The organism is Stenotrophomonas sp. YJH_SMC_37 (assembly GCF_059370035.1).
Window position 1 is genome coordinate 307365 of sequence record NZ_JCAFTG010000002.1, and the last position, 14173, is coordinate 321537.

Below are 14173 nucleotides of genomic sequence, written 5' to 3' on the forward strand. Positions count from 1 at the left end.
CGCCGGGATCGGCGCGATTCCACACATATCAAACAGCAGGACGCGCCGCAGGAGACGGCAGCGACAGAACTACGGGGAGGTCGTCTACGTGGCCCGGCCGGATGGTCCGGTTTGAAGCAGCGGGACGGTCGTCGGGGGCTGCGTTGGCCGCAAAACCGACGGGCTGCTGCATCCACCACGTGCAATGGGGTCTAGGGTAAGCCTTTGTCGCGCCAGTGTCCAGCCGGGCCGGGGCAGGGAGCGCATTGGCTAGAATCTGCGCACCCGACAAAGCAAGCGAGGAAATGCCGGTGTGGTATGTGATCGAAGGGTATGACGGCCAGGATGTGCTGGCGCAGCGGCTGCAGGCGCGGCCGGAACACCTGGCGCGCCTGCATGCGCTGCGCGACGAGGGGCGCCTGCTGCTGGCCGGGCCGTGCCCGGTGGTGGACAGTGAAGACCCGGGCCCGGCCGGCTTCAGTGGTTCGGTGGTGATTGCACAGTTCGAGTCGCTGCCGCAGGCCCAGGCCTGGGCCGATGCCGACCCGTACGTCGCCGCCGGCGTATACACCCATGTGCAGGTGCGGCCGTTCCGCAAGGTCCTGCCGTGAACGCGGAGCGGATCGAGCGGATGCGTGACGCACTGCAGCAGGCGCTGGCCCCCAGCGTGCTGGAAATCGAAGACGACAGCCATCGTCACGCCGGTCATGCCGGTGCACGCGATGGCCGCGGCCATTTCAACGTGCATGTGGTCAGTGAGCGCTTCGCCGGGCTGGGTCCGCTGGCCCGGCACCGCGCGGTCTATGCCGCGCTGGGGTCGATGATGGAGACCGATATCCACGCGTTGTCCATCCGCGCGCAGACCCCGTCAGAACAGGGCTGAGCCCTTGTCCCACGCTGTCCTGGCGGGTCCTTCATGGGCCTCGCCACGGACAGGTTTTCATGTCCATTTCGGGACATTCGCCTAACGGACTGTTTACAAGCCCAGATGGAAACGCTTACATTCCGCGCCAATGCTGGTAGGTCCAAGCCGTGGAGGGCGGCTTCGTGAACAAGGCAGCTATCACAATCAAAGACGTCGCACGCGAAGCCCGGGTCTCTGTGGCCACGGTTTCCCGCGCGCTCAACGGGCATGAAAATGTCGCCGAACCGGTCCGCCAGCTTGTGCTGGAGGTGGCCGCACGGTTGCGTTACACCCCGCACGCCGCCGCCCGCAGCCTGAGCAGCCGCCGCACCAATACGGTGGGCGTGGTGCTGCCTGACCTGTACGGCGAATTCTTCTCCGAGTTGATGCGCGGCATCGACGGCGTGGCCCGCAACCGCCGCCAGCACCTGCTGGTGTCCAGCTACCACGGCGACCAGGAACAGCAGGGCGCGGCCCTGCGTGCCATGCGCGGCCGCGTCGACGGCCTGCTTGTGCTCTCGCCCTACGCCGAGAGCCCGGGCTTCCTGACCGACAACCTGCCGCAGTCGCTGCCGACGGTGTTGATCAATACCTATCTGCCCGGGCAGGACCACCCGGTGCTGAGCATCGATGACCACGCAGGTGCGATGGCGATGACCCGCCACCTGCTGGACGCCGGCCACCGTCGCATCGCTTTCATTTCTGGCCCGGATCTCAACTTCGACGCGCGCGAGCGCCTGCGCGGCTTCCGTGACGCGCTGGTGGCTTTTGGCGGTGGCGCCGAAGGCATCGAGTTGCCCGGTGATTTCGACGAAGCTTCCGGCCATCGTGCCGGTCAGGAGTTGCTGGCAGCCGGAGCGCTGCCCGATGCCGTATTCGCCGCCAACGACATGATGGCCCTGGGGTGCCTGTATGCATTCACCCAGGCCGGCGTCCGTGTGCCCGCCGATGTTGCCTTGGCGGGTTTCGATGACATTCCACTGGCGCGTTTCGTCCACCCGTCGCTGACCACCATGCAGGTCAGCATCGCCGAGCTCGGCGACCGGGCCATGACGCGTCTGATGCAGTTGATGGACGGCACCTCCACGGATGGGGCAGGGGACAAGCAGACCCTGGTTCCCCGCTTGATTGTTCGCGATTCCACCACTCCGCCATCCGGCCGTTGAAGCCAGAGGCGTTCCTTCTTTTTTGATTGATCGCAGGGACCGCGCAAGCGGTTACCGCCACCCGGAGATTGAGTTGATGATGCATACCACCTTCCGCATGCCGGCGCGCCGGCTGCTGAGCACCGCACTGGTCAGCTGCCTGATGCTGGCTGCCGCCCCCAACGTCATGGCGCAGTCGGCCAACGCCAGCCTGCGCGGCCAGGTTGCCGGCGCCCAGGCAGGCACCGAAGTGACCGCCACCAACGTGGCCACCGGTACCGTCCGCCGTGGCACCATCCGCGCCGACGGCAGCTACTCGCTGATGGGCCTGGATCCGGGCACCTACAACGTGGTCGCCAACGGCCAGACCCAGAAGGTCACCGTCACCGTGGCCTCGACCGCGACGCTGAACTTTGCCGGTGCCGCCAGCAGCACCCAGGGTTCGACCGCGGCCACCAACCTGGACACCGTCAACGTTGTTGCGCCGACCCTGCTGCAGGAAGTGCGCACCTCCGAAGTCGGCAAGACCGTCAGCCTGCAGCAGATCCAGACCACCCCGCAGGTGTCGCGCAACTTCCTGGAGTTCGCCGACGCGGTGCCGGGCCTGATCTTCACCCGCGACGCCAAGGGCAACACCTCGCTGCGCGGCGGCGCCACCAATGCCGATGGCACCAACGTGTACATCGATGGCGTGGGCCAGAAGAGCTACGTCAAGGGCGGCGGCGTGGCCGGCCAGTCCGGTAGCGCCGGCAACCCGTTCCCGCAGCTGGCCATCGGCGAATACAAGGTCATCAGCGGCAACTACAAGGCCGAGTATGGCCAGGTGTCGAGCGCCGCGGTGACGGCTGCAACCAAGTCCGGCACCAATGAGTTCAAGGGTGAGGCGTTCTACCGCTACACCGATGAAGACATGCGTGCCAAGACCCCGGCCGAGCGCCAGGGTGGCAAGGAGAAGATGGTCTCGGCCGAGAAGGAATACGGCTTCGCCCTGGGCGGCCCGATCGTCCAGGACAAGGCGCACTTCTTCGTGACCTACGAAGCCAAGCGCTTCGACCTGCCGGTCACCATCGCGCCGGATGGCGCGGTCACCGGCGCTGCCGGCCTGCTGCCGCCGGCCGGCGCCGCCGGCCTTGGCCCGGCCAGCCAGCCGTTCCAGCAGGACCTGATCTTCGGCAAGATCGACTTCGAGCCGACCGACAACGATCGCATCGAGCTGACCTTCCAGGACCGCGACGAAACCCAGTCGCAGTTCAGTGGCCAGACCTCGCCGGAAGCCGGCCGTGAAGTGGTCAACACCGACCGTCGTTACGCCCTGCGCTGGAACCACAGCGGTGAGCGCTACTACAACGAGTTGATGGTCACCCACGAAGACTCGTTCAACAACCCGACCCCGCTGACGCTGGCCAACGGCATCACCTACACCGCACCGGACGGCCCCGAAGACCGCACCATCGTGAAGATCGGTGGCGCCTCGGCACTGGATTCGCAGGTGAAGGGCCAGAAGGGCTGGTCGATCGAAGACAACCTGACCCTGGATGGCATCCAGTGGGCCGGTGACCACACCATCAAGATGGGCGTGAAGTACAAGGCGATCGATCTGTACGCATCCGATGCGGCACAGATCAACCCGACCTTCACCTACTCGCTGGGCGATCCGGACTTCCCCGATTCGATTCCGTACAAGGCGCAGTTCGTCAAGCCGGTGACCGGCGTGTCCGGCGTGTCCGGCGAAGTGCGTTCGAAGTCCAAGCAGTACGGCGTGTTCATCCAGGACGACTGGCAGGTCAACGACCACCTGCAGCTGAACATCGGCCTGCGCTGGGACTACGAAAAGACCCCGTCCTACCTGGACTTCGTGACCCCGCAGCAGGTGGTCGACGCCATCTATTCGCAGGATCCGCGCGCCCCCGCCGGCCAGACCTATGCCGATTCGCTGGCACTGGGCGGCCTGGACATCAGCGACTACATCAGCAACGGCCACAATCGCAAGGCGTTCAAGGATGCCTGGCAGCCGCGCCTGGGCTTCTCGTATGACATCAATGCCGACGAGCAGCACGTCATCCACGGCGGTGCCGGCCGTTCCTACGACCGTGACCTGTTCGACAACCTGCAGCTGGAAACCACCAAGCTGGCCCTGCCGCAGCCGACCATCTACTTCCGCAACCCGGCAACCAACACCTGCATCAACGGCCAGGCCGCCTGCTATGACTGGAATCCGAACCTGCTCAACGGCATCGGCAACCTGCAGGCACTGGTCGGCGCGACCAGCAATGCCGGGCTGGAGGTTGACCTGCTGAACAACAAGCTGAAGGCGCCGTACTCGGATCAGTTCAGCCTGGGCATGAGCAACCAGATCGGCGACTGGCTGACCGACGCCACCATCGCACGTACCCTGAGCTACGACGGCTTCGCCTTCACCCTGGGCAACCGCTACCCGACCGGCCAGTTCTTCGATGATCCGCGCCTGTGCGGCGGCACCTCCGCAGGCCTGAGCCAGGCCTGGAGCTGCAACGTGCCGGGCTTCGGCAGCCTGATCATCGGCCAGCAGGGCATCAAGACCCGCGCCACCCAGGTCCTGTTGTCGGCACAGAAGCCGTTCACCAAGGAAAGCGGCTGGGGCACCTCGATCGCCTATACCTGGACTACTGCGCGCCATAACCGCGACATCAACGAGAAGTATGCGTTCGATCGCGGCCTGATCGGTGACTACCCGACCATCCGCTCCAACGGCGCGCCGCGCCACCGCCTGGTGGTGACCGGTTCCTACGCGGGCTTCTGGGGCATCACTTTCGGCGGCAAGATCACCCTGGCCACCCCGACCGCCGTCAACGACTGGTACCCGGTGATGCAGGCCAGCGGCTACACCCTGCCGACCCCGCAGGCGGCCGTGCCCAACGCCACCGGCAAGTTCCTGGTGGGTGGCAAGATCTTCGGCTACCGTTCGGTCGACCTGCAGGCGACGAAGACGTTCAAGCTGGCGGGCAACACCGAGCTGTACGCCCGCCTGGACATCATCAACGTGTTCAACTTCGACAACTTCTCCACCTACAACTACGTCAAGACCAACGGCAAGCTGCAGGCCAGCTACAACGAGACCGGCGACATCATCGGTACTCCGCGCCAGGTCAAGGCCGAAGTGGGCTTCCGCTTCTAAGCCCGGGCGGTGATGCATGACCCGATGCCGCCGGCTCGCTGGCGGCATCGGTCAAAACGGCAATGGCCGGCCCTGTGCCGGTCCATTGCCCACGCCGCTGCCGGCCAGGGGGCAGCGGCGTGGGCAATGATCGCGGTGTCAAGCCACGTTTTTCGTGGTTTTTTAAGAACGCACCTTGTAAACGATTTCAGATCATTGGACGTTATGCTCTCCCATCGATCAGACCACCGGAGGAACCGCGCCATGCAGGCACGCCATCTGTTGTCCGCCGCAGCGCTGAGCCTGGCCGTGGCCGCCTGCCAGCCGGCCCAGCAGGAACCTGCCAAGCCCCGCCCGCCGGTGATCCTGATCGAGGCCGACGCACCGCCGCGGCCGATGAAGCCGGAGCTTCCGCCGCTGTTCGATGACATCGAACGCCGCACCTTCCAGTTCTTCTGGGACACCACCAACGAAGTGAACGGCCTGACCCCGGACCGCTACCCGTCACGGCCGTTCGCCAGCATCGCCTCGGTCGGTTTCGCGTTGACTGCCTATCCGATCGGCATAGAAAACGGCTGGGTCAGCCGCAACCAGGCCATCGACCGCACGCTGACCACGCTGAAGTTCTTCCGCGATGTGCCGATGGGCCCGCAGCGCACCGGCAAGGCCGGCTACAAGGGCTTCTACTACCACTTCCTGGACATGCAGGAAGGCCGTCGCTACGACAGCTGGGTCGAACTGTCCTCGGTGGATACCGCACTGCTGATGATGGGCGTGCTGTTCGCGCAGTCGTACTACGACGGCGATGATCCGCGCGAGAAGGAGATCCGCCAGATCGCCGACACCTTGTACAAGAAGGTGGACTGGCCGTGGCTGCAGCAGCGTGCGCCGCTGATCTCGATGGGCTGGTTCCCCGAGAGCGGCTTCATCGACCACGACTGGATGGGCTACAACGAGGCGATGATGGTCTACATCCTTGCCCTGGGGTCGCCCACGCACCCGGTCAGCCCGGATGCGTGGACGGTGTGGACGCGCACCTACGACAACGACTGGGGTGTTTACCAGGGCCAGGAATACCTGTCCTTCGGCCCGCTGTTCGGCCACCAGTACAGCCACGTCTGGATCGACTTCCGCGATATCCAGGACGCATACATGCGCGAGCGCGGCAGCACTTATTTCCTCAACAGCCGCTCGGCTGCGCTGGCCCAGCGCGAATACGCCATCGCCAACCCGATGCAGTGGAAGGAGTATGGCGAGAATGTGTGGGGCCTGACCGCCAGCGATGGCCCGCAGAACACCACGCAGGAGTACCGCGGCGAGCAGCGCCAGTTCCGCCATTACTCCTCGCGCGGCGCTGGGCTGCGCGAGAATTTCGATGACGGCACCATTGCCCCGACTGCTGCGATCGCCTCGGTGGTGTTTGCGCCGGAGCAGGTGATCCCGGCCACGCTGGAAATGCACAAGCGCTACGGCGACTACATCTATTCCAGCTACGGCTTCCTGGATTCATTCAACCCCAGCTTCAACTACGACATCCCGATCAAGACCGGCCGCCTGGTGCCGGATCGCGGCTGGGTCGCCAGCGATTACATCGCCATCGACCAGGGACCGATCCTGACCATGATCGCCAACTACCGCAACGATTTCGTGTGGGAGGTGATGAAGAAGAACCCCTACATCCGCAAGGGACTGGAGCGGGCAGGGTTCAGCGGTGGCTGGCTGGCGCCGGAAGGCGCGTTCCAGCCGCTGGAGCTGCAGAAGGACGAAAAGGCCGCGGCGGCACGCGCGGTGGGTATCGCCGAATCACGCGCGGCTGCCGCGCAGGAACAGAAGAACAATGCCAACCGCACCACAGGCCAGGGCAAGTAACCCGATGCCGAACTGGATCGACCGCCTGCGCCGCTGGGCGCTGCCTGCCTTGGCCGCATTGGCCGTGGCCGGCTGCGCCCGTACCGATCCGGGCACCACCACCGTACGTTTCTGGGCGATGGGCCGCGAGGCGGAGGTGGTCAGCGAGCTGATCCATGAGTTCGAGGCCGAGAATCCGGGCATCAAGGTGGATGTGCAGAACATCCCGTGGACGGCCGCGCACGAGAAGCTGCTGACCGCGTTCGCCGCCGACGGCCTGCCGGACGTGTGCCAGCTGGGCAACACCTGGGTACCGGAGTTCGCCGAGCTTGATGCGCTGACGCCGCTGCAGCCGTTCGTGCAGCGCTCGGCCGTGGTCGACCCGAAGGACTACTTCCAAGGCATCTGGGATACCAATGTGATCCACGGCGCGCTGGTGGGCGTGCCGTGGTATGTCGATACGCGCCTGATCTTCTACCGCAAGGATCTGCTGGCCAAGGCCGGTTACGACCACCCGCCGCGCACGTGGCAGGAGTGGGACGAACAGATGGCGGCGATCAAGCGCATGCAGGGCCCGAACCGCTATGCGGTGCTGATGCCGATCAACGAGTTCGAGCAGCAGCTGTCGCTGGCGCTGCAGCAGCCCGATCCGCTGCTGCGCGACGATGACACCCGCGGCAATTTCGCCAGCCCGGGGTTCCGCCGCACGCTGGCCTTCTACGCCAACATGTTCGAGCAGGGCTGGGCGCCGAAGATGTCCGAGACGCAGATCTCCAACGTCTGGGACGAGTTTTTCCGTGGCTTCAATGTGTTCTACATCTCCGGCCCCTGGAACATCCGCGAGTTCAAGAAGCTGCAGCCGAAGGAACTGGAAGGGCAGTGGGGCACTGCCGCGCTGCCGGGGCCGGACGGTCCCGGCGCCGGCATCGCCGGTGGTACCAGCCTGGTGATCTTCCGCAAGTCGCAGCAGAAGGAAGCGTCGTGGAAGCTGATCGAGTTCCTGTCGCGGCCGCAGATCCAGGCGCGTTTCCATTCGATCATCGGCGATCTGCCGCCGCGCCGCAGTACCTGGAACGCACCGTCGCTGGCCAACGATCCGCTGGCAGCGGCATTCCGTGACCAGCTGGAGCGGGTCAAGCCGACGCCGAAGGTGCTCGAATGGGAGCGCATCGTGCAGGAAATGCGCATCGTCACCGAGAAGGTGGTGCGCGGTGGCCTGCCGCAGGACAAGGCCGTGGAAGAACTGGACCAGCGCGTGGACAAGGTGCTGGCCAAGCGCCGCTGGATGCATGAGCAACAACGCCTGCAGCAGCGCGCACCGTCGTCGCAGTCCAGCAGTGCCGTAGCCGCCGGGAGCGCGCAATGAAACGTACTTCGCTTGCCGGCTGGATCTTCGCCGGGCCCTCGTTGATCGTGCTGGGCGTGTTCTTCGGCCTGCCGGTGGCTTCGGCGCTGGCGCTGAGCGTGACCGACTTCGACCTGTATGCCCTGGCTGACAGCAGCAACCTGCGGTTTGTCGGCCTCGGCAATTACATCGACCTGCTGCAGACACCGATGTTCTGGAAGTCGCTGTGGAATACCACCTACTTCGTGTTGATCGGTGTGCCCTTGTCGATCAGCGTGTCGCTGGGCGCGGCGATGCTGCTGAATGCACCGGCCGCGCGCTTCAAGGCGCTGTTCCGCACCGCGCTGTTCGCGCCGGTGGTGACCACGCTGGTGGCGGTGGCGGTGATCTGGCGTTACCTGTTCCACACCAGTTACGGCCTGGTGAACTACGGCCTGGGCCACCTGGGCATCAGCCCGATCGACTGGCTGGGCGATCCCAACTGGGCGATGCCGACCATCATGCTGTTCGCGGTGTGGAAGAACTTCGGCTACAACATGGTGATCTTCCTGGCCGGCCTGCAGGCGATCCCGCATGACCTGTACGAGGCTGCGCGCATCGACGGCGCCTCGCGCTGGAAGCAGTTCCTGCACATCACCCTGCCGATGCTCGGCCCGGTGCTGCTGGTGGTCGGGGTAATCACCGTGTCCGGCTACTTCCAGCTGTTCGCCGAGCCGTATGTCATGACCCGCGGCGACCCGCTGCAGAGCACCGTCAGCGTGCTGTATTTCATGTTCGAGGAAGGCTTCAAGTGGTGGAACCTGGGACGCGCCTCCGCCGTGGCGTTCCTGCTGTTCCTGATCATCCTGGCGGTGACCACCGTGATGCTGCGTTTCGGCCGCAAGAGGCAGTTGGTATGAGTCGTGAAATTGGCCAGTCGCGCTGGTACCCGTGGTTGATCAATGGTGCGTTGCTGGTGCTGGCCCTGGTCAGCCTGGCACCGCTGTTGTGGATGCTCTCGGTCTCGTTCATGCCGCAGGGCGAGGCCAGCCATTTCCCGCCGCCGCTGCTGCCTTCCAGCATCACCACGCACAACTACCATGAGCTGTTCGCGCGCACTGGCATGGGCGGCAACTTCGCCAACAGCCTGCTCGTCTCGCTGGCGATCACCTTTGGCTCGCTGTTGCTCAACACCATGGCCGGCTATGCGTTCGCCAAGCTCAACTTCGTCGGGCGCGAGCGCCTGTTCCAGGTGCTGATGGCGGCGCTGGTGATTCCAGCGCAGGTGGCGATGCTGCCGCTGTTCCTGCTGATGAAGCAGCTGGGCCTGGTCAACAGCTTCGGCGGCGTGATCGTGCCGGCGCTGGCCAGCGTGTTCGGCATCTTCCTGGTGCGCCAGTACGCGCGTTCGATTCCGGACGAATTGCTGGAAGCGGCCCGTATCGACGGGGCAGGGGAGCTGCGCATCTTCTTCCAGATCGTGCTGCCGATGCTCAAGCCGGTGCTGGTGACCCTGGCGATCTTCACCTTCATGGGCGCATGGAACGATTTCATGTGGCCGCTGATCGTGTTGACCGATCAGGAGCACTACACTTTGCCGGTGGCGCTGGCCACCCTCTCGCGCGAGCACATCATGGACGTGGAAATGATGATGGCCGGCGCGGTGGTCACCGTGGTCCCGGTGCTGGCGCTGTTCCTGGTGCTGCAGCGGTACTACATCCAAGGTCTGTTGCTGGGGAGCGTCAAGGGATGAAGCGAGCGATCGCCGTTGGACTGGGCCTTTTGTGGACTTCCCTGGCGATCGCCGCGCCACCGGCGCTGCCGGCACCGAAGGTGCTGGACGACTTCGACGACGTCGCGGCCTGGAAGCTGGTGCTGTCCGACCAGGTCAGCGGTTCGCTGCGCCCGGTCAGTGGCGCTGGCGGCGGCCGCGCGCTGTGCCTGGACTATGACTTCCACGATGTCTCCGGCTACGTCGGCATCCGCCGCGCGCTGAACATCGAATACCCGGTCAATTACCGTTTCGGCTTCCAGTTGCGCGGTGATTCACCGGGCAACGACCTGCAGTTCAAGTTGATCGATGCCAGCGGTGACAACGTCTGGTGGGTCAATCGTCCCGGCTACAGTTTCCCCAAGGGCTGGACGCCGGTCGAGTACCGCCGCCGCCAGATCGACAAGGCGTGGGGTCCCTCGCCCGAGAAGGAGATGGCGCGCAGCGCCGCAGTCGAGTTCACGATCTACAGCAAGGTCGGCGGCCGCGGCACCGTATGCTTCGACAGGCTGACCCTGCAGGGGCTGCCACCGCAGGATGATTCGGCGCTGGTGCCGTCGGTGATTGCCGATACCGCCACCGCGCTGCAGGACCGCATGATCGACGGCAAGAGCGACACGTTCTGGATCAGCGGTGGCGTCAAGCAGCAGACCATCAGCCTGGACCTGCACAAGAGCCGCGAGATCGGCGGTGTCGTGATCGATTGGCTGCCGAACCTGGAAGCCAATCGCTACACCGTGCGGACGTCCGAGGATGGCCGGGATTGGCGCATCGTGCGCGAAGTGACCAGCGGTGCCGGTGGCCGCGACTGGCTTGCCCTGCCGGATACCGACGCGCGCTACGTGCGTTTCGATCTGCGCGATGGCCCGAACTGGCGCTATGGCATCCGTGACATCGCACTCAAGCCGCTGGCGTTCGCCGCCACGCCCAATGCCTTCCTGTCCTCGGTAGCCGCCGATCTGCCGCGCGGTTCGTTGCCGCGCGCGTATGTGGGCGAACAGCCCTACTGGACCCTGCTCGGCCTCGATGGTGGCCAGGAGCAGGCGCTGATCAGCGAAGATGGCGCGCTGGAGCCGGCCAAGGGCAGCTTCAGCATCGAGCCGTTCATCCGCCTGGACGGCAAGCTGCTGGACTGGTCGAAAGTGGCTATCACCCAGTCGCTGCAGGATCACTACCTGCCGATCGCCACCGTCGACTGGGTGCATGAGAAGGCCGGACTCTCGGTGACCGGTTTCGTGCAGGGCACGCCCGAGCGTGCGCAGCTGATCGGCCGCTACCGGCTGAGCAATCCGGACAAGGTCGCGCACGAATACACCCTGGCACTGGCGATACGGCCGTGGCAGGTCAATCCGCCCACCCAGTTCCTTAATACCGTCGGAGGCTTCAGCCGGATTGATGCCCTGGATGTAGGTGAGCAGCTGGTTCGGGTCAACGGTGAGCCGCGGATCTATCCGCTGCAGGTACCGGACGCGCGCTTTGCCAGTACGTTCGATGGCAAGCTCGATGCGATGCATCTGGAAAGCGGCACGTACCCGGCGACCACGGCGGTGAAGGACAGCACCGGCATGGCGTCGGGTGCGCTGGTGTACACGATCAGGCTGGAGCCCGGGCAGAACCGTGAGGTGGCGGTGGTGCTGCCACAGACCGGTGGCTGGGCGCCGCAGGCGCTGGATGTGGCCAAGGCGCAGGCGCAGGTGGCCGAGCAATGGCGGAAGAAGCTGGGCGTGGTTTCGCTGCAGGTGCCTGCTGCAGGCCAGCCACTGGTCTACACCCTGCGCACGGCGGTGGCGCACATGCTGATCTCGCGTGTCGGACCGCGCCTGCAGCCGGGCACGCGGTCGTATGCGCGCAGCTGGATCCGCGACGGCGCGATGATCTCCGAGGGCCTGCTGCGCATGGGGCGCAGTGATGCGGTGCGCGATTACATCAACTGGTATGCGCCGTACCAGTTCGAAAACGGCAAGGTGCCGTGCTGCGTCGACGCGCGCGGCAGCGACCCGGTGCCGGAGAACGACAGCCATGGCGAGTTGATCTACAGCATCGCCGAGTATGGGCGCTACACCGGCGACAGCACGTTCACCGAGCTGATGTGGCCGCACGTGCAGGGCGCCTACAACTACATGGAGCAGCTGCGCGCCAGCGAGCGCACCGAGGAAAACCGCGCGCGCAACCCGGCGTTCTACGGGATGATGCCGGCCTCGATCAGCCATGAAGGCTATTCGGCCAAGCCGATGCATTCCTACTGGGACAACTTCTGGGCACTGCGCGGCTACAAGGACGCGGCGCTGCTGGCGACCCAGCTGGGCAAGGTGGAGGCGATGCAGATCGCCGAATCGCGCGACCAGTTCCGTGCTGACCTGCAGGCCTCGCTGCTGTCGGCGATGCAGCAGCACAAGATCGATTACCTGCCGGGCTCGGCCGAGCTGGGCGACTTCGACGCGACCTCCACCACGATCGCGCTTGCCCCCGGCGGCGAGCAGGGCCGGCTGCCGCAGCAGGCGCTGGAGGCGACCTTCGAGCGCTACTGGAACGAGTTCGTTGCCCGTCGCGATGGCAAGCGCGAGTGGAAGGATTACACCCCGTACGAATGGCGCAACGTGGCAGCGTTCGTGCGCCTGGGCTGGCGCGAGCGCGCCTGGCAGGCCACCGAGTTCTTCTTCAGGGACCGCGCGCCACAGGCCTGGAACCAGTGGGCCGAAGTGGTCTCGCGCACGCCGCGCAAGCCGTTCTTCGTCGGTGACCTGCCGCACGCCTGGGTGGCTTCGGACTTCGTGCGCTCTGCGTTGGACATGTTCGCTTACAACCGTGATCTGGACGATGCGCTGGTACTGGCCGCCGGCGTGCCGACCGCGTGGCTGCAGGGCGAGGGCATTGCCGTGCAGGGCCTGCGCACGCCGCAGGGGCAGTTGAACTACCGCCTGCAGCGCAGCGACAAGCAGCTGGTGCTGGAGGTGCAACCGGGCCTGGTGCCGCCGGTCGGTGGTGTGGTGCTGCCGTGGCCGTATGCTGGCGACCCGGGCGAGGCGAGCATCAACGGTGAAGCGGCCCAGTGGATCAACAGAGAACTGCACGTGCACCAGCTGCCGGCGCGGATCGAGATCGACGTGCCGAGCGCAGTGCGCCGCGCCGAACGCAAGGGGCAGTAACGATGAAGCAGCAGCGGGCGAAGGTGCGCACGTCGGTGCGCGCCCTGGGGCTGGCCATTGCAATGGCATTGCCGGGCGTGATGATGGCGGCTGAACCGGCTGGCACGACTGTGGCGCCCGACGTTGCCAGCGCGCCGGGCATGAGCATGGTCACCTTCAACCTGCACCACGACCGCGAAGACTGGCCGAGCCGGCGCCGCACCATCCTGGCCGAGCTCAAGCGCCTGCAGCCGGATGCGGTTGCCCTGCAGGAAGTGATCCAGCGCCGCAACGTGCGAAACCAGGCGCAATGGCTGGCCGGCCAACTCGGCTACAGGTATGTGTTCGTGTCCACCGATCCGGTCGCGGCACCCAAGCGCTACGGCAATGCGCTGCTGACCCGGCGGCCGATCCTCGCTCAGGGCGATCATCTGCTGCAGCCGCTGGACGACTACCGCACCGTGGCCCACCTGCGCATCGACGTCGACGGCACGCCGGTAAACATCTACGCCACGCATCTGAACGAGCGCAGCGACGAGAACGGGCAGCGCATCCGTCGCACCCAGGTCGAAGACCTGCTGCGCTTCATCACTGCAACCTCGGCCGGTGCACCGGTGGTGATCGCCGGCGACTTCAATGCACTGGTGGATGCCGGCGACCTGAGCGAGCTGCGCAGCCACTACGGCGACAGCTACGGCAGCGTGCATGTCAACACCGATCTGTCCGCGGTCAGTACGCTCAACCGTCACTATTACCAGGCGCCGTCGCGGATCGACCACATCTTCTTCCAGCAGGACGAGATGGTCGCACGCGAGGCGAAGATCCTGTTCGACCAGCCCGATGACAGCGGTCGCTGGGCCTCGGACCACTACGGCGTGTGGACCCGCCTGCAGTTCGCGCCGAAACCCTGACGCAGGCACGCTTGGGTAGGTGCCAACCTTGGT

Annotated in this window: 10 protein-coding genes; all 10 read left to right on the forward strand. The window is 65.4% G+C overall.

Going from position 1 to position 14173, the window contains the following annotated elements; all coding sequences use genetic code 11:
- The first annotated feature begins 290 nt into the window (after nt 1–290).
- Nucleotides 291–590 (forward strand): YciI family protein, encoded by a 300-nt coding sequence (locus AC5P8J_RS03940; RefSeq protein ID WP_026347072.1) that lies wholly within the window; start codon nt 291–293, stop codon nt 588–590.
- Nucleotides 591–610: 20 nt separating this feature from the next.
- Nucleotides 611–862 (forward strand): BolA family protein, encoded by a 252-nt coding sequence (locus AC5P8J_RS03945; protein WP_032953611.1) that lies wholly within the window; start codon nt 611–613, stop codon nt 860–862.
- A 149-nt stretch (nt 863–1011) separates the two neighbouring features.
- Nucleotides 1012–2049 carry a LacI family DNA-binding transcriptional regulator gene (locus tag AC5P8J_RS03950; protein WP_019660462.1) on the forward strand — a complete coding sequence of 346 codons (1038 nt, stop codon included), beginning with the start codon at nt 1012–1014 and terminating at the stop codon, nt 2047–2049.
- 76 nt (nt 2050–2125) lie between these two features.
- Complete coding sequence (locus tag AC5P8J_RS03955; RefSeq protein ID WP_111097844.1) at nt 2126–5182, forward strand: TonB-dependent receptor; 3057 nt, start codon at nt 2126–2128, stop codon at nt 5180–5182.
- Nucleotides 5183–5425: 243 nt separating this feature from the next.
- Nucleotides 5426–7030 (forward strand): glucoamylase family protein, encoded by a 1605-nt coding sequence (locus AC5P8J_RS03960; RefSeq protein WP_495216623.1) that lies wholly within the window; start codon nt 5426–5428, stop codon nt 7028–7030.
- Between the two features lie 4 nt (nt 7031–7034).
- Nucleotides 7035–8375, forward strand: coding sequence for a sugar ABC transporter substrate-binding protein (locus AC5P8J_RS03965; RefSeq protein WP_495216624.1), 1341 nt, complete (start codon nt 7035–7037; stop codon nt 8373–8375).
- Nucleotides 8372–9253, forward strand: a complete 882-nt coding sequence (locus AC5P8J_RS03970) for a carbohydrate ABC transporter permease (RefSeq protein WP_197605883.1) — start codon at nt 8372–8374, stop codon at nt 9251–9253. The genes AC5P8J_RS03965 and AC5P8J_RS03970 overlap by 4 nt, the downstream gene beginning before the upstream one ends.
- Nucleotides 9250–10086 carry a carbohydrate ABC transporter permease gene (locus tag AC5P8J_RS03975; RefSeq protein WP_111097843.1) on the forward strand — a complete coding sequence of 279 codons (837 nt, stop codon included), beginning with the start codon at nt 9250–9252 and terminating at the stop codon, nt 10084–10086. The genes AC5P8J_RS03970 and AC5P8J_RS03975 overlap by 4 nt, the downstream gene beginning before the upstream one ends.
- The gene (locus AC5P8J_RS03980; protein WP_495216625.1) at nt 10083–13250 is read left to right on the forward strand and encodes a discoidin domain-containing protein; all 3168 of its coding nucleotides are present in this window, start codon (nt 10083–10085) and stop codon (nt 13248–13250) included. Before AC5P8J_RS03975 ends, AC5P8J_RS03980 begins: the two co-directional genes overlap by 4 nt.
- Before the next feature lie 2 nt (nt 13251–13252).
- Entirely contained in the window at nt 13253–14140 is an 888-nt protein-coding gene (locus tag AC5P8J_RS03985; protein WP_019660456.1) for an endonuclease/exonuclease/phosphatase family protein, read from the forward strand.
- Nucleotides 14141–14173: the final 33 nt, after the last annotated feature.